19 protein-coding genes are annotated in these 20,581 nt (G+C 68.3%); 10 read left to right on the top strand and 9 right to left on the bottom strand.

The window, feature by feature from the left end; translation table 11 throughout:
- A partial coding sequence (locus AC1RKE_RS14905; RefSeq protein WP_492897364.1) for a chemotaxis protein CheW occupies window positions 1–269 on the bottom strand: 269 nt, incomplete at its 3' end.
- A complete protein-coding gene (locus AC1RKE_RS14900; protein WP_152949580.1) occupies window positions 269–1,981 on the bottom strand; it encodes a methyl-accepting chemotaxis protein in 1,713 nt (570 codons plus the stop codon). The genes AC1RKE_RS14900 and AC1RKE_RS14905, both read right to left, overlap by 1 nt.
- A 713-nt stretch (window positions 1,982–2,694) precedes the next feature.
- Here AC1RKE_RS14900 and AC1RKE_RS14895 point away from each other — a divergent pair.
- Both AC1RKE_RS14895 and AC1RKE_RS14890 read left to right on the top strand, forming a co-directional pair.
- A complete protein-coding gene (locus AC1RKE_RS14895) occupies window positions 2,695–3,477 on the top strand; it encodes a histidine kinase dimerization/phospho-acceptor domain-containing protein (RefSeq protein WP_348683578.1) in 783 nt (260 codons plus the stop codon).
- A complete protein-coding gene (locus tag AC1RKE_RS14890) occupies window positions 3,456–3,911 on the top strand; it encodes a sensor histidine kinase (RefSeq protein ID WP_348683577.1) in 456 nt (151 codons plus the stop codon). The genes AC1RKE_RS14895 and AC1RKE_RS14890 overlap by 22 nt, the downstream gene beginning before the upstream one ends.
- A gap of 42 nt (window positions 3,912–3,953) precedes the next feature.
- Here the strand turns inward: AC1RKE_RS14890 and AC1RKE_RS14885 are convergent, their stop codons facing one another.
- Window positions 3,954–5,768, bottom strand: coding sequence for a phosphocholine-specific phospholipase C (locus tag AC1RKE_RS14885; RefSeq protein ID WP_287396758.1), 1,815 nt, complete (start codon window positions 5,766–5,768; stop codon window positions 3,954–3,956).
- 79 nt (window positions 5,769–5,847) lie between these two features.
- Window positions 5,848–8,499: a TonB-dependent receptor gene (locus AC1RKE_RS14880; RefSeq protein WP_348683575.1), complete on the bottom strand. Its 2,652-nt coding sequence runs from the start codon at window positions 8,497–8,499 to the stop codon at window positions 5,848–5,850.
- 145 nt (window positions 8,500–8,644) lie between these two features.
- Between AC1RKE_RS14880 and AC1RKE_RS14875 the strand changes: the two genes are divergently transcribed.
- Window positions 8,645–9,421, top strand: coding sequence for a DeoR/GlpR family DNA-binding transcription regulator (locus AC1RKE_RS14875; protein WP_348683573.1), 777 nt, complete (start codon window positions 8,645–8,647; stop codon window positions 9,419–9,421).
- A gap of 13 nt (window positions 9,422–9,434) precedes the next feature.
- Here the strand turns inward: AC1RKE_RS14875 and adhP are convergent, their stop codons facing one another.
- The 3 genes from adhP to AC1RKE_RS14860 form a co-directional block, all read right to left on the bottom strand.
- Window positions 9,435–10,463, bottom strand: coding sequence for an alcohol dehydrogenase AdhP (adhP, locus tag AC1RKE_RS14870; RefSeq protein WP_348683571.1), 1,029 nt, complete (start codon window positions 10,461–10,463; stop codon window positions 9,435–9,437).
- Window positions 10,464–10,604: 141 nt separating this feature from the next.
- A complete protein-coding gene (gene exaC, locus AC1RKE_RS14865) occupies window positions 10,605–12,122 on the bottom strand; it encodes an acetaldehyde dehydrogenase ExaC (RefSeq protein WP_492897360.1) in 1,518 nt (505 codons plus the stop codon).
- 146 nt (window positions 12,123–12,268) lie between these two features.
- Window positions 12,269–13,237: a GAF domain-containing protein gene (locus tag AC1RKE_RS14860; protein WP_333896985.1), complete on the bottom strand. Its 969-nt coding sequence runs from the start codon at window positions 13,235–13,237 to the stop codon at window positions 12,269–12,271.
- 174 nt (window positions 13,238–13,411) lie between these two features.
- Here AC1RKE_RS14860 and AC1RKE_RS14855 point away from each other — a divergent pair, with 174 nt between their 5' ends.
- The 3 genes from AC1RKE_RS14855 to AC1RKE_RS14845 are packed head-to-tail and all read left to right on the top strand — an operon-like array spanning window position 13,412 to window position 14,797.
- Window positions 13,412–13,957 carry a hemerythrin domain-containing protein gene (locus AC1RKE_RS14855; protein ID WP_152949574.1) on the top strand — a complete coding sequence of 182 codons (546 nt, stop codon included), beginning with the start codon at window positions 13,412–13,414 and terminating at the stop codon, window positions 13,955–13,957.
- A 4-nt stretch (window positions 13,958–13,961) separates the two neighbouring features.
- Entirely contained in the window at window positions 13,962–14,192 is a 231-nt protein-coding gene (locus AC1RKE_RS14850; protein WP_348684426.1) for a hypothetical protein, read from the top strand.
- 2 nt (window positions 14,193–14,194) lie between these two features.
- On the top strand, window positions 14,195–14,797 hold the full coding sequence (locus AC1RKE_RS14845; protein WP_348684425.1) for a cysteine hydrolase family protein: 603 nt from the start codon (window positions 14,195–14,197) through the stop codon (window positions 14,795–14,797).
- Between the two features lie 36 nt (window positions 14,798–14,833).
- Here the strand turns inward: AC1RKE_RS14845 and AC1RKE_RS14840 are convergent, their stop codons facing one another.
- Window positions 14,834–15,727: an SDR family oxidoreductase gene (locus tag AC1RKE_RS14840; RefSeq protein WP_348684424.1), complete on the bottom strand. Its 894-nt coding sequence runs from the start codon at window positions 15,725–15,727 to the stop codon at window positions 14,834–14,836.
- Window positions 15,728–15,944: 217 nt separating this feature from the next.
- Here AC1RKE_RS14840 and AC1RKE_RS14835 point away from each other — a divergent pair, with 217 nt between their 5' ends.
- Complete coding sequence (locus AC1RKE_RS14835) at window positions 15,945–16,757, top strand: alpha/beta fold hydrolase (RefSeq protein WP_348684423.1); 813 nt, start codon at window positions 15,945–15,947, stop codon at window positions 16,755–16,757.
- Window positions 16,758–18,665: a response regulator gene (locus AC1RKE_RS14830; protein WP_395942034.1), complete on the top strand. Its 1,908-nt coding sequence runs from the start codon at window positions 16,758–16,760 to the stop codon at window positions 18,663–18,665.
- Between the two features lie 4 nt (window positions 18,666–18,669).
- Here the strand turns inward: AC1RKE_RS14830 and AC1RKE_RS14825 are convergent, their stop codons facing one another.
- Window positions 18,670–19,284, bottom strand: coding sequence for a TetR/AcrR family transcriptional regulator (locus AC1RKE_RS14825; RefSeq protein WP_182714134.1), 615 nt, complete (start codon window positions 19,282–19,284; stop codon window positions 18,670–18,672).
- A 59-nt stretch (window positions 19,285–19,343) separates the two neighbouring features.
- On the opposite strand from AC1RKE_RS14825, the gene AC1RKE_RS14820 reads away from it, so the two are divergent.
- Together AC1RKE_RS14820 and AC1RKE_RS14815 are read left to right on the top strand one after the other, a co-directional pair.
- Window positions 19,344–20,129, top strand: coding sequence for a Coq4 family protein (locus AC1RKE_RS14820; protein ID WP_348684970.1), 786 nt, complete (start codon window positions 19,344–19,346; stop codon window positions 20,127–20,129).
- Entirely contained in the window at window positions 20,129–20,581 is a 453-nt protein-coding gene (locus AC1RKE_RS14815) for a DUF2147 domain-containing protein (protein WP_348684972.1), read from the top strand. Before AC1RKE_RS14820 ends, AC1RKE_RS14815 begins: the two co-directional genes overlap by 1 nt.

Genomic DNA, 20,581 nt, shown 5'->3' with positions numbered 1-20,581 from the left:
GTGTTCAGGGTCGGTTCGACCGGCGCCATCCCCAGGCGGATCCGCAGATCCGCCGTGGGAACGCCCTGGCCGCGCACGTCGGTCAGACCCATCAGATAGGCGGGACTGTTGGGGATGCGCGACGGGGGCTGATAGGTCAGGATCTCCCGCACCAGCCCGACCGGGGCGGCGAAGACCTCCTCGCCCAGGCCGAAGCTGACGTACTGGCCGGCGAAGGCGCCGCTCACGGGGCTGTCGGCCGAGGTCTTTCTTTCCGCTTGGCCGGACATCAGGCGCTCTCCCGGAAGTCCATGTCCTCGGCGTCAGCGCCGCCGACCGTCATGTCCAGGGCGAAACCCTGGGCTCGGGCCTGCTGGGCGTGGACCGGGGATTTTGCCGAAGCCGGGGCCGACGTCGATCGGGCCGCGGAGCTGAGCACGGTGACCCTGGCGCCCGTCGCACGGTGGCGCGGCGAGGCTGAGGCGCGCGGCGCCGAACGCCCTTCGCCCGAGGCGTCGGTGCGGAAGAAGGCGATGGAGGTCTGAAGCTCTTCGGCCTGGGCCGCCAGTTCTTCCGAGGTCGCCGACATCTCTTCCGAGGCCCCGGCGTTCTGCTGGGTCACCTTGTCCAGCTGCTGGACCGCCTCATTGATCTGGTTGGCCCCGATGTCCTGTTCACGGCAGGCGGCGCTGATTTCCGAGACCAGTTCGGCGGTCTTGCGGATGTCCGGCACCAGACGCTGCAGCATGTCGCCGGCTTCCTGAGCGGCCTTGACCGTGTCGCATGAGACGGTGCCGATTTCAGCGGCGGCCGTCTGGCTGCGTTCGGCCAGTTTGCGGACCTCGGAGGCGACGACCGCGAAGCCCTTGCCGTGCTCCCCGGCGCGGGCGGCCTCGACCGCGGCGTTCAGGGCCAGCAGGTCGGTCTGACGCGCGATCTCCTGCACGATGCCGATCTTGTCGGCGATGGTGCGCATGGCGTCCACGGCGCGGTTGACCGCCTCGCCGCTGGCCTCAGCGTCCTTGGCCGACTGGCGCGAGATCTTCTCGGTCTGGGCGGCGTTGTCGGCGTTCTGTTTGATGTTGGCGGCCATCTGCTCCATCGAAGAGGAGACCTGTTCCGCCGCCGCCGCCTGTTCTGTGGCGCCCTGGCTCATCTGTTCGGACGTCGAAGACAGTTCCTGGCTGCCGGACGACACATTGTCGGCGGCCGACAGGGCGTCGGACACCACGCCGCGCAGCCGTTCGATCATGGTGTTCAGATTGCCCAGCATGTCGCCGATCTCATCGCGGGTGGTGACGGCGACCGTCCTGGTCAGATCCCCCTCGGCCACGGCGCGGACCGCCTCATTGGCGCGATGCAGACCCCGCTTGATGACGAAGGACACCAGGGTGCAGCCGCCCAGGGCCACCAGAACCGCCGCAACGGCGGTGATGATCAGGCCGGTTCGGGCGTTTTCGAAGACGGTTGTGGTGGCCGCCTCGGCCTCCTTCATCTTCTCCCTGTCGATTTCAACGATGCGGTGGGTGGACTTCTCCAGTTCGGCCGCCAAGGTCCGGGCCTCGTTCAGCATCAGGGCGCCGGCGCCGGCCTTGTCGTTCGCCAGGGCCAGACGATGAACCTCGTTGCTGATCAGCTTGTACTGGGCCCAGGTGTCGGCCAGCTTGGTCCAGTCGCCCTTGGCCTCGGGCGAGGCGGCGGCGAGGGCCTGGTTCAGCTGATCTTCAAGGCGTCCTGCAGCCTGTTTCGCCTCTTCCGAAAAGGTCCGGACCTGTGCGGGGTCGGTCGCCAGCACCATGCCGCGTTCGCGCCGCACCACGCCGCCGAACTCGGCGTCCACACTCTGGGCGCGGCTCAGCTGCGCCGCCGGCCCCTCGATCAGTTCGGTGATGGATTGGTTTAACGTCCCCAGTCGGCTGATCGACAGGGCGACGATGCCGACGAGGGCCAGGATCAACAGGCCGAAGGTTACGGCCAGCTTGGCCTTTATGGTGAAACGCATGATCTCTCTCCGCAATGGCCGGTTAGGGGTGGGCGAGGGACGCGACCGGCCATGGGGCGTCCTGAAAATTGAAGAAGGGGCGAAGTGCGGTCAGGTCAGACCTCGCCGGGGGCGCGCAACGCCCCCTCTTGGTCGAAATAGTAACAGTCATCTCAGTCCCCTTCCGCAGCCTTAGCCACACAACCAGAAGCATCATTAGCTTGCATGGTTAAACCGGCTTCAACCCTGGGTTAGGGGGTTGTACTTAGCGCAGCAACTATACTGAAAACCGCGCAAAGAGGCTGGGCCGCGCCCTGATCGTGCAAGGCTAACCATGCAGCCCTGAGTGTTCGCCATAGACCCAGGTAGCGGACGGACGGCCTTCGGCGGCGCCGACCGCCTCGCTCCTAGAGCCTGATCCGTTGAGGAGGAACCGCTTCGCGGTTCCGCTGAAACGGTGAATCAGGCTCCAGATTAAAGCGAGAGCATGATTCACGCTTCTGTCGGAACCGCGAAGCGGTTCCGTCCGAAACGATCATGCTCTTGCCGAGCGAAAGATACCGCGGGACCAAAAGGCCGCAAACGTCAATAAGTCTGCGTCTGATTCTCATCAGTAATCCGATCATCGACCAAGGTCGTAATCCATTGCACAGAGACGCAAGGCATCTATTCTCAATGGTGACCAGGACTCGACCATCGAGAAGCGGGCCGGCGTCGAAGGAGGAGGAAAGCTGTTGGAAGATTCGCTGGCGAGCAGCGTCTTTGTCGGCGCGCCGATGGCGATCGTGGCCGTCGATCGGACCGGCCGTGTCCGCAACCATAATCCGGCGGCTCAACAGCTGTTCGGCGCCGTTTTGGACGATCCGTCCCTGAGCATCGACGCCCTGTTTGAAGGCTTTAATCTGGACGACGTCGCCACCCCCGAGGCGGCCCAGGCCTTCAATGGCCGCCGCGATCCGTCGGGCCAGGCCCCCATCTGGCAAGCGCGTCGCGCCGACGGCGAAGACGCCTTCGTCGAGATCCAGGCCACCCGCTTCACCCACAAGACCTGCGACTGCGCCACCCTGTTCATTCAGGACGTGTCCGCCCGGGTCGCCGCCGAGACCGCCGTCCAGGATCTGCGGCTTCAGATCATGTACAATTGGCGGCTGAACTCGCTGGGCGAAGTGGCCTCGATGGCGGCCCATGATCTGAGCCAACCCCTGTCCGCCGCCGCGAACTTTCTGGAGGCGGCCCGGCGGATGGCTGAGGCCCGGCCGGAGGCTGCGGACGACCTCCCTCAGGCGCTGATCGCCGCCAAGGGCCAGATCGACCGGGCGACAGCCATCATTCGCCGCCTGCGCCAGATGATGCGTCACGAATCCGGTCCTCGGGTTCGGGAAAATGTGTCGGAGGTGGTCAAGGAAATCCTGCCGATCCTCAGGATGCACGCAGGGGGACGAGGGCGGACATACAGGTGCGGCTGGACCCGGCGGATACGGCCTGGTGCGACCGCGTGCAGATTCAGCAGGTCCTGATCAATCTGATCCGCAATGCGCTCGACGCCCCGGAGAACGGCAAGCGCCGCCGCATTGAGATTGCGGGCGGCCCGGTCGACGGCGGCTACCAGCTGTCGGTCGCCGACAACGGCCCCGGCGTCGCCCCTGACATGGCCGGCAAATTGTTCGAGCCCCTGGCCAGCAGCAAGCCCGGCGGCATGGGCCTGGGTTTGTCGATCTGCCGCACCCTGGTGGAGGCCCACGGCGGAACCCTGGCCCTGACGCCCAGCCCCTTGGGTGGGGCGGCCTTCGCCTTCAACCTGGCCGACGAGACCTTGACCGAAGCGCCCCGCCCCGCCGAATCGAACCGGAGCGACGACTTGCTCCTGCTGAGGCGCGCCTCCAGCGGCGGGGCCGCGGTGGTCAGCCGGGCGCCGATCGGCCCGGGCGCCGTGTTTTCCCGCCTGAGTTAGGACCGCCCCCAACCGGAAAGCGGCGCGCGTCGGTTGAGAACCTCAGCCGACGAAATGGGCGTGGAAGCCAGCCGGTCCCAACACCCACAGGTCGTAGCGTCCGCCGTCGGCCGACAGGTCCCAGGCGCCCGTCAACCGTCCGCCCGCCCCCACCGTGTAGCGCCGGGGCAGCCGATCCAGGTGCAACCGGTCATAGACATGGAAGACCGCGGCCAGATCCCCCTGCGACACGAAGGTGAGTTCCGCGCGCGCCGCCGCCGCATCGACGTCGCAATGGGCCTGAAGCCGATAGCGATGCGGGCGCATGGGCCTCTGGCCCGGCTCCTGCACCGGGCGCGCCGGCCGGACCGGAGCGGTCGGCGACGGCTGTTCGGGAATGGCGGCCGCCCGCGCCCGGACCTCTGCGGTCTCGGGCAGGTGATCGACGAAAGGCGTCTGGTTCGGCGTGGCGAAGTCGAAGGCGGTCGTCAGGTCGCTGCACACCGCCCGTCGCCAGGGCGAGATGTTGGGCTCCATCACCCCGAAGCGACGCTCCAGGAACCGGATCACCGAGGTGTGGTCGGCCACCTCCGAATGGACGAAACCGCCGCGCGACCAGGGCGACAGCACATACATGGGCACCCGCGGCCCCAGGCCGTAGGGCCGCCCCCGGAACTGGGCCTCGTCCCCGTCGGCGCCGGGCGCCGGCAGGCGGTGGTATTCCCCCTCGGTCGAGACGGTGGAGGCGCCGGCGAAACCGCCGGGCGCATCGGCGTCGGGCGACGGCGGGGCGGGCGGCGGGACGTGGTCGAAGAAGCCGTCGTTCTCATCGAAGTTGATGAACAGCACCGTCCGCGCCCAGACGGCGGGATCGGCGGTCAGGGCGTCGATGACGCGAGACATATAGTCCGCCCCCTGGGCCGGGCTGGACGGGCCGGGGTGTTCGGACCCCTCGGCCGTGCCGATGATCCACGACACCTGCGGCAGGCGGCCGGCCAGGACGTCGGCCTTCAGCTGATCCAGGTCGCGGGTGGACAGGGCCCGTTCCTTCAGCGCCGGGTCCGAACCCGGCTCGCCACGCCAGGCGCGGCGATAGGCCATGAAGTTCTGGACCGGGTTGTCGCCGAAATTGTCGGCCAGATTCTGATAGTGGCGCCAGTCGATCCCCGCCGCCTGAAGCCGCTCGGCATAGGTGGTCCAGTCATAGCGGGGCTGGTCGGCGTCGGGCTTGTTCAGATCGTCGTCGACATTGTCGATGACCGGGCCGCCGGCGCGGCCGTGCGGGTCGTTCGTCCCGCTGAACAGGAACAGGCGGTTGGTGTTGGTCCCCGTCTGGACCGAGCAGTGATAGGCGTCGCACAGGGTGAAGGCCTCAGCCATGGCGTATTGGAACGGGATGTCCTCGCGCCGATAATAGCCCAGTGCGCGCTGGGTCTTGGCCTCGGGCCAATGGGCCATACGCCCCTGGTCCCAGGCCGCCTGGGCGTCGGGCCAGTGGTGGGGCGTCCCCTCCATCCGCATCAGGTCGAAGTCGGCGGTCGTCGCCAGGTGGAAGGGACCGACCTCGGCGGCGGGCTGGACCGTGCGGTCCACCTGGGTCCAGACGTCGCGCGGGGCGCCGTCGGGGCCGGACGCGACGGGAATGGGATGGGGATCGCCGAAGCCCCGCACCCCGGCCAGGGCGCCGAAATAGTGGTCGAAGCTGCGGTTCTCCTGCATCAGGATCACCACATGGGCCACGTCCTCGATCGTGCCCTTGCGGACGTCGGCCGGAATGGACAGGGCCCGCGCCAATGAGGCCGGAAGCCCCGCCGCCAAGGCCGCGCCCAGGCCGCCGGCGAGGCCGCCCGCCAGAAGAGATCGCCGATCGACAGACATCAGATGTTTCCGAACAAGGCCCGCGCCGATCTTATGACCGGCGCGGGCGACAGGTTTGCGACGGTGAGGACCAAGCCCCTCAGTGACGCCAGGTCAGACCCAGACCCAGCATGCGCGGCGCGGTCTGATAGCCGATGGTGTAGCGTTCCGACTTGCCGCGCGTGGCCCAGTAGCCGGCCTCGCCCGTCAGGTTCTCGCCATAGGCGCTGAGCACCAGCTGGTCGGTCAGTTGCAGACGCGCGCCGAAGTCCAGCGTTGCCTGGGGCTGGATGTATTCATCCAGCGCATTGGCGCGCAGGGTGGCGATGTAGCGGCCGCGATAGCTGTAGCCCAGGTCGGCGTCGAACCGGTCGCGCTTGTAGCTCAGGCCGACGTTGCCCAGGACCTTGGGCGCATTCGGCAGGCCCACCTCGACGCCTTCGCGCCAGGCGATGCCGGGATCGGCCTTGCTGGGCTGGTAGGTGTAGTTGGCCCAGGCTGAGAAGCCGGCGATCAGGTCGCGGCGCCCTGCAAGCTCGACGCCCCAGATGGTGGCGTCCTTGCCGTTGGCCGAGGTGGTGATCGGCACGCCGTCGGCGCCGACCATCACCTGCGAGCCCGCCGACTGATAGATGAAGTTGTCGATCTCCTTGCGGAACAGGCCGACCGACAGGAAGCCTTGTTCGCCGGCGTACTGGACGCCCAGATCGAAGTTCAGGGCCTCGGCCGGCTTCAGATCGGGGTTGCCCTTGGAGATGGAGACGATCCGCGGGCCGTTGGACTCGATGTTGATCCCCTTGGAGATGTCCGTGAAGTTGGGACGGGCGAAGGAGGTCCAGACGGCGGCGCGCACGGTCCAGTCCGCGTTCGGACGCCAGTCGACGTGCAGGCTGGGCAGGACCTGGGTGTAGCTGGCCTCGGTCGTGCCGGTGGCGCCGCCGAACTCGCGCGTGACCACGCCGGTGACGGCGTCCTCGGTCGTGACCAGGGCCTCGTTGTGGATGTCGGTCCGCTCCACCCGCGCCCCGGCCGTGGCCGACCAGGCGCCCCGTTCCAGCACCGCCATGGCGTAGCCGCTGTAGCTGGTCTCGCGGCCCGAGGAGTCGTTCAGGTTCCAGGGGTATTCGTCGTCCGTCACGCGCGGCGCGGCCTGCAGCACGGCCAGGACGCGGTTCATCTCCAGGATCGTGCCGAAGCGCGTCAGGCCGCGATAGTGGTCGTCGTCGAAATGATCGATCGAGCCCGCGATCAGGTCGCTGTGGTCCGACAGGGGCGAGCCGCCAGCCAGACCCGGAATGTCGCGCGTGCCGCTGTCGACGTCCTGCTGCTGATCATAATCCCGTTGCGACCGGCGGAAGCGGAAGCCGCCCTTGACGGTCTTCAGCACGCCCTTGTCTTCCGGAGACCAGGCCAGATTGACGGCGGCGTAGGCCTGAGAGTCTTCGGAGATCCGGCGATACAGTTCGGCGTAGTCGAACTTCAGATTGGCCGGGTTCAGCATGGCCGAGGACTGGGCCTCGCTCATCACCCAGGTCGGGTGTTTGCTGTCCGAAGCGTCGAAGCCGATCGGGGTGCTGTAGATCGGCAGGCTGCCGTCGGTGACATATTCCATATACCACTGGTTCGGCGTCTCGGTCCGGCCGTAGGTATAGGCGATGTCGTAGTCCAGCTCGAAGGCGCTGCGGACGTGGCGCCCGCCCAGGTTCAGCACGCCCAGGCGGTTGTCCTCCTGCTTCACCTCGGCGCCCATCAGGGACGAGAAGCTGTTGATGGCGCCCTTGTCGTCCTGACCGGTCTTGACGTCGATATAGTCGTGCAGCTGATCGTTCTTCCACTGGGAGTACAGGCCGCGCAGGTGAAGTTCGTCATCCGACGTCGGGCGGTATTCCAGGGTGAAGTTGCCGCCGGTGCGGTCGATGTCATTCACGAACCGGTCCAGGCCGTGCGAGACCAGCCGCAGGGGGGTGTCTTCCGACAGGACGGTGTCGCTATCCGGCAAGACGCCGTTCGGACGCCAGCTGGTGTTGTAGCTGATGTTCTCGTTGCGCTCGCCCGTAATGGTCCGTTCGGTATGGAAGACCACGCCGTAGAGGCCCAGGGTCCGGGCCGAATCGAGGAAGGTCGAGAAGGCGCCGGTCAGGTCGGTCGCCGTCTTGTCCGCGATGTTTTCCCGGCTGGCGCGGACCGAAAGGCTGGCCATGCCGTCGCCGAAGTCGAAGGGGCTGGGCAGGCGGAAGTCGATGGTGCCGCCGACCGCGTCGCCGTCCAGATCCGGGGTGACGCTCTTGACCACCCGCACCGTGTCCAGGCCGTCGGGCGGCAGCAGGTCCAGGGCGACGGCGCGGTTGTCGCGGCCCGAGGTCGCCAGGCGCACGCCGTTCATCGTGTAAACGTTGAGGGCGCTGTCCAGGCCGCGAATGCTGACGTAGCGCGCGTCGCCCGTGCCGCGGTCGTTGACGGTGCTGACGCCCGGCAGACGCTTCAGCGCCGCCGCCACGCTGGTGGACGGGATGGTCAGCAGTTCATCGGCGGAAATGACCTCCGAAACGATGTCGGCCTGGCGCTGCTCGGCCTCGGCGCGGCGGGTGGCGCTGCGCGAACCGGTGACGATGATGTCGGCGAGGTTGGCGGCGTCCGCCGTCCCGCCTTGCGCCGGCGCGGTCTGGGCCAAGGCGGCGGCGGGCAGGATCGCTGCGAGCGCCGCGCCGCACAGCAGGGCGCGCGCGCAAAAGCGCGTGTTTGAAAGAACCATGATGACATCCCCTGACGTTTGGACGGCGCTGAGCCGTCTTCGAATGATCTACGCCGGGCCTGTGACATCGATGTGAACTATTGTGGCATTTTGTGTTTTTGTGTGGATTTTGACGAATGCGGGCGCCACATGTCACACGAGTTGCATGACCCAAGGCACAGCGTTGAATCAGTCCGCACGGCTCGAAGCCCTATTGTCCGCCCTGGCCGATCAGGGCGCCTGTTCGATCGCCGATCTGGCGACGGCCTTTGACGTGTCGGAGGAGACGATCCGCCGCGACATCCGACGGCTGGAGCAGGACGGGGCGGTGCGAAAGGTGCACGGCGGCGTCCGCCTGCCTGATCGCCGCGCCGAGGCGCCGTGGCGGCAGAGGCTGAACATCAACGCCGAGGCCAAGAAGCGGATCGCGGCCCACGCGGCCGAGTTGGTCGAAGCAGGCATGACCCTGCTGCTGGATTCCAGCACCACCGTCTTCTGGCTGGCGCGCCGGATCGCCTCTGTGCGCGATTTGACGGTGGTGACCAACAGTCTGGAGACGGCGGGCGAGCTGGCGGCCCTGTCGGACGCCCGGATCTTCCTGGCGGGCGGGGCGGTCAACCCCGCCTATCGGGCCAGTTTCGATGCGGACGCCGCCGCCTACGCCAACCGGTTCGTGCCGGACCTGGCCTTCTTCTCCATCGTCGCCGTGGACGCCGCGCACGGCTTTCTCGATCACGAGCCCGAAGAGGCGGCCTATGCCCGGGCGGTGCTGCCCAATGCGCGCAAGGCGGTCTGTCTGACGGACGCCTCCAAATTCGGGGCGGCGGGCCGCGCCCAGGCGGCGGACTGGTCCCAGGTGGCCATGATCGTCACGGACCAGCCGCCCCCCGCCGCCGTCGCGGCTGCGGCGCGCGACGGCGGGGTCGAGGTGCGGATCGCCTGATCTGCGCCGCCGGTCAGATCGACATGACGATCCGGCCCTCGATCTGGCCCCTGTGCATCCGGGCGAAGATGTCGTTGATGTTGTCCAGGGGCTCCACGGCGATGGTGGATTTGACCTTGCCCTGGGCGGCGAAGTCCAGCGCCTCCTGAAGGTCCAGCCGGGTGCCGACGATCGAGCCGCGCACCGTCGTGCCGTTCAGCACCATGTCGAAGATCGACAGGGGGAAGTCTCCGGGCGGCAGGCCGTTCAGGGCGACCGTGGCTCCGCGCGCCGTCATGCCCAGGGCCTGTTCGAAGGCCTTGGGCGAGACGGCGGTGACCAGCACCCCCTGGGCGCCGCCGTCAGTCTGACGCTTGATCTCGGCGGCGGGGTCGTTGGAGGTCTTGGCGTTGACCGTCACCGAGGCGCCCAGACGCCGCGCCAGGTCCAGCTTGGCGTCGTCGATGTCGACGGCCGCGACGTTCATCCCCATGGCCTTGGCGTATTGCACCGCCAGATGGCCCAGGCCGCCGACGCCCGAGATCACCACCCAGTCGCCGGGCTTGGTCTCCGTGACCTTCAGCCCCTTATAGACGGTGACGCCGGCGCAAAGGATCGGCGCGATCTCTTCAAAGCCGATGTTGTTCGGCAGATGGCCGACGTAGTTCGGGTCCGCCACCACATATTCGGCGAATCCGCCATTCACCGAATAGCCGGTGTTCTGCTGCTCGTGGCACAGGGTCTCCCAGCCGCCGAGGCAGTGTTTGCAATGGCCGCAGGCCGAATAGAGCCAGGGCACCCCGACGCGGTCGCCCTCCTTGACGTGTTTGACGCCGGCGCCGACGCCCGAGACGTAGCCGACGCCTTCGTGGCCCGGAATGAAGGGCGGATTGGGCTTGACCGGCCAGTCGCCCTCGGCGGCGTGCAGGTCGGTGTGGCAGACGCCGCTGGCGACGACCTTCACCTGGATCATGCCGGGCCCGGGGGTGGGGATCGGCGCGTCCTCGATCACCAGGGGCTTGCCGAATTCGCGCACGACGGCGGCCTTCATGGTTTTGGCCATGGTTCATCCTCGATCAGAAGGGGGAACGGGCGGACCGGAAGCAGGACACCGGCCCGCCCGCCTGGGAGCCGCTCTCCGGACAGACGGATCAGAGAGCGATCGGAGGATGGCCGATCCGGAGCCGGCCATCCTTGATGCAGATCAGAAGAAGCCCAGCTTGTTCGGGCTGTAGCTGACCAGAAGGTTCTTGGTCTGCTGATAGTGGTCCAGCATCATCCGGTGGTTTTCACGGCCGATGCCCGACTTCTTGTAGCCGCCGAAGGCGGCGTGGGCCGGATACTGGTGATAGCAGTTGGTCCAGACCCGCCCGGCCTGGATGGCGCGGCCGGCGCGATAGGCGGTGTTCATGTCGCGCGACCACACCCCGGCGCCCAGGCCGTATTCGGTGTCGTTGGCGATCTCCATCGCCTCTTCGAAGGTCTTGAAGGTGGTCACGGCCAGGACGGGACCGAAGATTTCCTCCTGGAAGATCCGCATGTCGTTCGTGCCTTTGAACACCGTCGGCTTGACGTAGTAGCCGCCGGCCAGATCGTCCTGAAGCTGGGCCTGGTCGCCCCCGGTCAGGACCTGGGCGCCCTCTTCGCGGCCGATCTTCAGATAGCTCAGGATCTTCTTCAGCTGCTGGTCCGAGGCCTGGGCGCCGATCATGGTGGCGGGGTCCAGCGGGTCGCCCTGGACGATGGCCTCGACCCGGGCGATGGCCTTCTCGATGAAGGCCTCATAGACGTCTTCGTGGATCAGGGCGCGGCTGGGGCAGGTGCAGACCTCGCCCTGGTTCAGGGCGAACATCGCAAAGCCTTCCAGCGCCTTGTCCAGGAAGGCGTCGTCGGCGTCCATCACGTCCTTGAAGAAGATGTTCGGCGACTTGCCGCCCAGCTCCAGCGTCACCGGAATGATGTTCCGGGTCGCATATTCCATGATCTTCTGGCCGACGGCGGTCGAGCCGGTGAAGGCGATCTTGGCGATGCGGGGGTTGGTGGCCAGCGGTTCGCCCACCTCGGCGCCCGTGCCGGAGACGATGTTCAGCACGCCGGCGGGCAAGAGATCCTGGATCAGTTCGATGACGACCAGGATGGAGGCCGGGGTCTGTTCCGCCGGCTTCATGACGATGCAGTTGCCCGCCGCCAGGGCCGGGGCGATCTTCCAGGCGGCCATCAGGATCGGGAAGTTCCACGGGATGATCTGACCGACCACGCCCAGCGGTTCATGGAAGTGATAGGCGACCGTATCGTGGTCCAGTTCCGAGATCCCGCCTTCCTGGGCGCGGATGCAGCCGGCGAAATAGCGGAAGTGGTCGATCGCCAGCGGAATGTCGGCGGCCAGAGTCTCGCGCACCGGCTTGCCGTTGTCCCAGGTTTCGGCCTCGGCCACGGCCTGGAGGTTGGCTTCGATCCGGTCGGCGATCTTGTTCAGGATCACGGCGCGTTCGGCGACGCTGGTCTTGCCCCAGGCGTCCTTCGCCGCGTGGGCGGCGTCCAGGGCCAGCTCGACGTCGGCCGCGTCCGAGCGTGCGACCTCGCACAGGACGCGGCCGTTCACCGGGGAGGTGTTCTCGAAATACCGGCCGTTGACGGGGGCGACCCAGCGGCCGCCGATGAAGTTGTCATAGCGCGTCTTGAACTTGGGCGTCGCGGCGCGGGCGAATTCGGGCTTGGTCACGAGTGCGTCTCCTTGCGGTTTCCTCGGGCGCCGATTGTCCGGCGTCGTTTGAGGCAAACTCGGTCCGCAAGGCCCGCCGCGCCAGAAGCCCGGTTCATGATGCGGCGCAAACCTGTCGCAGATTTGCGACAGATTACAGGAGGCTGTTACTGGGCGTCGTTCAGACCCAGCCGGTGCAGCTTGCGGTGCAGGGTGGCGCGGCTGATGCCCAACAGGCGGGCGGCGGCCGAGACATTGCCTCCGCTGCGCGCCAGGGCCCGGCGCACCGCGCCCCGTTCCGCCTCCAACAGGTCCGCCTCGGCCGCGCCGGGCGTCAGAAGGTCCGAGGCCGGCAGCTGGGCGGCGATCCGTTCGTCGGTGATCGACAGGGACAGGCGCGCCGCCCGCGTCGCCCCGATCACCAGATCGTCGCGGTCCACGGCCAGCAGGGCCGCCGCATTCCGTTCGCCCGCGCTTCCGGCCAGGACGATGCGGGCGTCGCAGAAGGTCTGACGGAAGGCCTGGGCCTCGATCGACCGGGCGGCGTCGGCCACGGCGGCCGAGATCAGACCCAGTATGGCCTCGGTCGCATCCGCCCGGCAGGACGAGACGTCCAGCGCCCCCGCCAGCCGGCCGAAGGGGTCGTGGATCGGATGGGTGACGCAGCTCAGGCCGGTGTTGCGGGCGTGGAAATGCTGGTCGCGGTGGATGGTGACGGGGCGGTGTTCGGCCAGGGCCGTGCCGATGCCGTTGGTGCCCTCATGCGCCTCGGACCAGACCGCGCCCGGCCACAGGCCCCAGCGATGAAAGGTCTCGTCGTCCGCCGCCGCTCCGCGCCGCTCCACCGGCACCCCCTCGGCATTGGTCAGCAGGACGCAGCAGCCGACCCCGCCGACCGCCAGAAACAGCCGGTCCAGCACCCCCTCGGCCGCGCGGGTCATCGGCTCCATCGCCTGACGGGCGTCCTGCAGCGCCTGTTCGGAGATCGTCTCCACCGCGCCGGCCCGCACCGGATCGAGGCCGTAGAGGGTCATGGACCGACGCCAGGACGCCGCCAGGGCGGAGCGCGCGCCGGCGCCCTCGTCCAGCGCCTGCTGGATCAGGCTGGCGTGATCGGTCTGGGACCGCAGGCTCATGGGCGACCTCCGAAAGATCGACAGTTCGCAGATCAGACGCCTGCAAAGCCTCCGCGTCAATCCGACCTTGGTCCCCCTCCCCGCCTCGCGGCCCGGTCAGCTTCAGGTTGGAAAGACGACATTGGGAACCGGCTGCTGATCCCCGGCCTTGTCTCCGCATCGCAGGAGACCCGAATGTCCATCATCGACAAGGCCTTGGCCGCCGTAACCCCCCAACCCGGCCAAGAGGCCCGCGCCGAAGCCACAGCCCAGGCGCGCGCGGCCGCCGCGCCCGGCGACTGGCTGTCGCTGGTTCTGGACCATCACGACGAAATCCGCGCCGCCTTCGCCCGCGGACGCCAGGTGAAGTCGGCGGCCGACCGCCAGGCGGCCCTCAAGGCCCTGGCCCTGGTGCTGAACGGCCATTCGATCGCCGAGGAGCTGGTCCTCTACCCCGCCTTGGGACAGGCCGGCGAGAAGATGCACGCCGCCCACGCCTATCTGGAACAGACCACCGCCAAGGCGCAGATGGCCGAGCTGGAGAACATCGCCCCTTCCAACACCGCCTGGCTGGACAAGTGGGAGCATATCGAAGGCGCCGTCCTGACCCATATGTACGAGGAGGAGAAGGGCTGGTTCATCACCCTGAAGCAGAAGGGCGAGGATCAGGCGCGGCTGACCGACCGCTATAGCGAGGAATATGAACGCTACACCGGCGCCCCGGCGCGTCAGGCCGCCTGATCCGATGAGCGACCGCGACCACAGCCGCGATTCGGCCGCCTCGGGTCTGGCTCAGGGCGGGCTGGGCGGGCCTGAGGATCAGCTGCTGGAGGCGGGACAGGAGGAGGTCTTCGCCCGCGAAGAGGTCGAGACGGGGCGGATCGAACACCACTCCAACACCCAGACCCCGCCCGACGCCGAGGAGATCGAACCCTCCTCTCCGAACGCCGCAAGCGGCGCGGCAGGCGCGGCCTGACCATGGCCGAGGGTCTGCGCGACGCCGTGCCGGAGAATGCGGTGCACCTGTGCATCGACATGCAGCGGATGTTTGTCGAGGAGACGGCGTGGCGACTGGACTGGGCCGAGCGGGTCATGCCCCAGATCGTGCGCCTGTGCGAACGCCGGCCCGAACGGACCGCCTTCACCCGCTTCATCCCCGCCGCCCGCCCGGGAGAAGGGCGGGGGGCCTGGCGCCGCTACTGGACGCGCTGGGCCTCCATGACCCTGGAGCGAATGGATCCCGGCCTGGTCGATCTGGCCCTGCCGCTTCAGCGGTTCGTCCCGCCCGGCCGGCTGATCGACAAACACGTCTATTCGCCCTGGGTGGGCTCGGACCTGGACGCGGTCCTGAGCCGCAGCGGGGTGGATACGCTGATCGTCACCGGGGGCGAGACCGACGTCTGCGTTCTGGCGACCGTCCTGGGGGCGGTCGATCTGGGCTATCGGGTGGTGATCGCCCAGGACGCCCTCTGCAGCTCGGCCGACGGGCCCCATGACGATCTCCTGCGCCTCTATCACGACCGCTTCTCGCAGCAGATCGAGACGGCGACGGTCGACGAAATCCTGGACGGCTGGCGCTGACAGGCGGACCGGTCAGGGGCCGGTCCGCCGTCTGCCTCAGGCGATGCCCGCCCCGCCCGTGACCCCATAAACCTCGCCGGTGACGTAGCTGGCCTCCTGGGACGCCAGAAGCACATAGACCGGCGCGATCTCGACCGGCTGGCCGGGCCGGCCGTAGGCGCTCTGTTCGCCGAAATGGACCACCTTCTCCATCGGCTGGCCGCCCGAGGGCTGAAGCACGGTCCAGAAGGGGCCGGGCGCCACGGCGTTGACGCGGATTCCCTTCTCCAAAAGCTGTTTGGACAGGGCCTTGGTGTAGGCGACGATCCCCGCCTTGGTCGTCGCATAGTCCAGCAGAATGGCCGAGGGCTCATACGCCTGGATCGAGGCGGTGGTGATCACCGCCGCCCCGGCCGGCAGGTGGGGGACCGCCGCCTGGACGATCCAGTGCAGGGCGTAGAGATTGGTCTTCATCGTCCGGTCGAAATCCTCGGTCGAGACCTCGCCGACGCTCTCGCGGTACTGCTGGCGACCGGCGTTGACCACCAGGATGTCCAGCCCGCCCAGGCCCTCGACAGCCTGGGACACCAGGTCGCGGCACCAGGCCTCATCGGTCACGTCGCCGGGCAGGCGGATGGCCTTGCGCCCTTCGGCCTCGATCAGCTGCGCCACCTCGGCCGCGTCCTTCTCTTCGGACGGTAAATAGGACAGGGCGACGTCCGCCCCTTCCCGGGCGTAGGCGATGGCGGCGGCCCGGCCGATGCCGGAATCGCCGCCGGTGATCAGGGCCTTGCGCCCAGCCAAGCGGCCCGAGCCCTTATAGCTGGTCTCCCCATGGTCCGGCTTGGGATCCATCTCCACCGCCAGGCCCGGCGCCGGCTGGGGCTGCTCGGGGAAGGGCGGGCGGGGGTATTGGTCGCGGGGGTCCTGCATCGTCAAACGATCGGCCATGACGTCTCCTCTCGGCTGGGTCGCGTGAACAACACGAGGCTCCCGCGCCCGTTCCGATCAAAAGCCGTCACAGAGCCCAGCGCGGACAACTGACGAAGCCCGCGTAACGCCGATCTGTGGTTGCGAAACGCAAGAAGCGGATTTTTAAGGTTTTTTCGAAATAACTGCTCAGGTCGGCCTGACAGTCGTCGCAAATGAAAGTTGAGCGGACGACGCCATGACGATTCTGATCCGCAACAACGTCGCCGTCACGGGTCACACGGGTCCGGTTCTTCTGTTCTCGCACGGCTTCGGCTGCGACCAGGGCATGTGGAGATCGGTCGCCGATCGGTTCGACGGCGTGGCCCGCATCGTCCTGTTCGACCATGTCGGCGCCGGCGCCTCGGACAGCGCCTGTTTCGATCCCGAACGTCACGCCGATCTGGGCGGCTACGCCGACGACCTGATCGAGGTGATCGAGGCGGTCGGCCTGGGTCCGGTCGTCTTCATCGGCCATTCGGTGGGCGCCAGCATCGGCGTCATCGCCGCCGTCCGGCGACCCGACCTGTTCCAGTCCCTGGCCCTGGTGTGCGGTTCGCCCCGCTATACGGACGCCGAAGGCTACCGCGGCGGTTTCACCCCAGCCGACATCGCCGATCTGCTGGCCCTGATGGACAAGAACATCGCCGAATGGACGACGGTCGTGGCGCCGACGATCCTCGGCCCTTCGGCCGCAGACGGCCAGGCCGACTGGAGCGCCAGCGTGTGCCGGGTCGATCCCGCCATCGCCCGCCATTTCGCCCGCACCACCTTCCACGCCGACGACCGCGACGCCTTTGCGGCCCTGGCTCTCCCCACCCTGTTGCTGGACAGTCGCGACGACGCCCTGGCGCCGACCTTCGTCGGGGACTGGATGGAGCGCCACATCCCCCAGGCGCGCCGGGTCGTCCTGCCGACCGAGGGCCACTGTCCCCATATGACCGAACCCGATCTGGTCGAGGCGGCCCTGCGTCGCCATCTGGACCTGCCGCCGCTGGACCTGGCGGCCTAGATGCAAAGTCCGTCCGTCCTGCTGGATCTGTTGAGCCAGGCGCCGGGCGGCCTGGGCCTGGTCGATCCCCATGGTCGGTTGCTGTGGCTGAACGACTATCTGGCCGACCTGCTGGACCTGCACGCCGGAGACCAGGCCGAGGATCGCCGTCTGGTCGATCATCTGACGCCCGCCAGCCGGATCATGGTTCAGACGCGGCTTCGTCAGGAGCTGGCGATGGGCGGGCGGCTGGAGGAGCTGGCCCTGGATGTGCTCGCCTCCAACGGCGATCGGATTCCGGTCATGGTCAGCGCCGCCCAGACCCAGGGGACCGAAGGGCCGCTGATTCAACTGTGCGTCTCGCGCGCGCCCGTTCGTCGCGCCTATGAGGCTGCGGCGCCCCTGGCCGAAAAGCGCGCCGAGGCGGAACGCCGGTCCGCCCGCGACGTGATCTCCGCCTTTGTGCGCCATTGCCCTGTGCCCTTGATCATGACGGATGCCGACCTGGTGGCGACCGGCGTCAGCCAGGCCTGGGAAAAGACCTACGGCCGACCGGCGCAGGACATGGTCGGACAGAGGGTGGACTCGCCGGCCAGGGCGCGCCCGGCCCAGATCGATTGGCCCAAGGTCTACGCCCGCGCCCTCGCCGGAGAGGCGATGAGCAGCGAGGGGCCCGTCCGCTCGGCCCTGGTCGACATGTGGTTCGAATGGGCGGTCATACCCTGGCGCGACGCCGAAGGGGCGATCGGCGGCCTGCTGCTGATGAATTTCGACGTCTCAGCCCTGGTCCGCGCGCGCGACGCCGCCGCCGCCGCCGACGCGGCCAAGTCGCGCTTCCTGGCCAATCTGAGCCATGAACTGCGCACGCCGCTGAACAGCGTCCTGGCGCCGCTGGAACTGCTGCGCGGACACGCCCTGCCCGAGGCGGCCCACAAGGCGCTGGAGACCGTGGCCCAGGCCGGGGCCGAGGTGACGCGCCGCATCACCACCCTGCTGGACTTCTCGCAGCTGGAAGGCGGAGGCTTCACGCCCCAGTCGTCGCCCCTGTCGGTGCGGACCCTGTGCGACGAGGTGCTGACGGAATGCGCCGACCTGATCGGCGACCGGCCGATCGTCCTGAGCGGCCCGGACACGGGCGCCGACGTCCAGGTTTCGGCCGACGGCGACGCCCTGAAGCGCATCCTGATCCAGCTGGTCGCCAATGGGGTGAAGTTCACCGAGACCGGCGCAGTTTCTCTGGATGTCCAATACGAAGACGACGCCCTGGTCTTCACCGTCGCCGACACCGGCTGCGGTTTCGACATCGACAGTTTCGACGCCCTCGTCCGCCCCTTCCATCAGCGCGACGTCACCGCGACACGGAAACACGGCGGCATGGGTCTGGGCCTGGCTCTGGCCGACGGCCTGGCCCGCGCCGTTGGCGGCGAACTGACCGCCCAGAGCACGATCGGCGTCGGCAGCCGCGTGACCTTGCGCGCGCCGGCGGTTCTGCTGTCGACGCCCGGGGTCAGGTCCGCCGCGACCGATGCGGAGCCCGCCGCCCTCCGCATCTTGGCCGTGGACGACAATCCCGCCAATCTGGCGGTGCTGAACGCGGTTCTGGCCGCTACGGGCGCGGAAGTCACCTGCGCCGAGAACGGGCTGGAAGCGGTCGAACTGAGCCGGTCGATGGATTTCGACCTGGTGCTGATGGACGTTCAGATGCCGGTGATGGACGGTTTGACGGCGATGCGGACGATCCGGGCCGAACACCCCTGTCCGCCCCCGATGATCGTCGTCAGCGCCAACGTCTCTCGCCCCGAGGTCGCCGAGGCGCGGGCGGCCGGCGCGGTCGAGGTGCTGGGCAAACCCGTCGGCGCCGCCGTGCTGTTGCAGACCGTCGGCGCCGTCCTTCAGGCGGCGGCGGAACAGGCGTGGAGAGCCGCCTGAACGGCTACTCCCCCCGCTCGGCCTTCAGCAGGAAATAGGGCAGCAGGCCGGCGACCACCTGGCGGCTGGCGTCCTCGTCCTGATCCAGCATGTCGCGCAGAGGCGGGCCGATCAGGGCCTCGCCGAAGGCGCTGAGGGCGATGAACAGAACCGCCGAGGACAGCTGTTTGGGCGAGGCGGTCATGGGATCGCCCAGCTTGTCGCGGATGGCCTCGACCAGACCGTTCACAGCCGCCCGGACCGGCTCCAGATGGGTCAGGTCGCCCTTCAGCACGATCCAGGCGGCCAGCTTGCCCGCCCCGCCTTCCGCAAAGGCGTCGAAGACGGCGTTGATCAGCTCCAGCGGCGCCCCCTCGTCGGTGCGCAGCCGGGCGATGGCGGCGTCCAGGGCGTTCGACAGATCCGCCACCATCGACCCCATCAGGGCCGACTGCAGCCCCTCGGCCGAACCGAAATGGTGGATCAGATTGGCGTGGGTCATGCCCAGGTCGTCGGCGACGGCCTTCAGGGTGACCGAGTCCGGCCCGCCCGCCAAAAGGCGCGCGCGCGCGCAGGCCAGAACCTCCAGGCGGGCTTCTTCAGGGGTGCGACGACGGCGACGAACGCGCTCTATTGACATTGTTGTTAGTTACATCCATGTAGATAGCACTGGTTAAGCTCAGCGCCCGGAGAGAGCAAGTGACGGCTGAACTGATGATGGACGACGCCCTGGTCGACGCGCGCCCCCGCAGCGACAGTCTGGGGCGGCCCCGGCGGATCGAAATCGGCCGGGCCTTTCGCGCCCTGCGCCGCCTGATCGCGAACAAGGAAGACACCACCCAGGTGTTCGAGATCATGAACGCCCTGGCCGGAAACTCGGTGCGGCGCGGCTATATGCGCATGTTGGAGACGCCCGAGGGCGCGCGCCAGGCCTTCAAGATGGTCGAGCTGGCGGACCGGCTGCACGACCGCCCCTGGCTGGAATCCATGCCCGCCGGCTCGGTGGGCCGCGCCTATCTGGACTTCATCGACGAACGCAATCTGTCGGCCTACGGCCTGGCGAACGAGAGCCGCAAGGTGGCCGACAGCGACATAGAGGCGGCCCACCCCTACGCCTGGTACGCCCGGCGTCTGCGCGACATCCATGATCTGTGGCACGTTCTGGCGGGCTATCGCACGGATGCGCTGGGCGAGGCCTGCGTGGTCGCCCTGTCCCTGCCCCAGACGGGCAGCAAGGGCTTCGGTCTGATCGCCATCGGCGCCGCCGTCGAAATGACCAAGGCCCGCACCGGCTATCCCTGCGCCCGCGCCGTCTTCGAGGCCTGGCGCCGGGGGCGCAAGGCGGCCTGGCTGCCGGCCCTGGATTATGAGGCCCTGATGTCCGAGCCGCTGGATCAGGCGCGGGCGCGGCTGGGCTTGGGAGGGCCGACCCTCTACGACCGCATCCCGGTCGAGGTCCGCAACCGCCTGCTGGTCCGGGGCTGATGCGTCGCCCGACCTGGCCCGCCGCCTTGACCCTGGCCGGCGCGACCCTGATCGGCGGCGTCGCGGCCGCCGCCCCGGCCTCGGCCCAAGACAGTCCGCTGCTGGGGCGGTGGCGCACCGCCGCCCAGGGCGGGGTGGTCGAAATCCACCGCTGCGGCGCCGCCCTGTGCGGCCGAGTGGTGGACGCCGCCCCCCTGCGCCGCAATCCCGATCAGACCGATGTGCGCAACCGCGACCCGGACTTGCGGAGCCGGCCGCTCAGGGGCCTGCGCGTTCTGGACGGATTCACCGGCGGCCCCACGACCTGGTCCGGCGGCCCCCTCTATGATCCGGACAGCGGCCAGCGCGCGTCGCGCGGAACCCTGACCCTGGTCGAGAACGATCGTCTGTCCGTGCGGGGCTGTATCGCCCCCCTTCTGTGCCGCACCCAGACCTGGACCCGGCTGCGTTAG

It is taken from the genome of Brevundimonas sp. GW822-FHT03E11, assembly GCF_058801445.1.
Note: the sequence above shows the minus strand (reverse complement) of the source record. Positions and strands in the feature narration are given on the sequence as shown.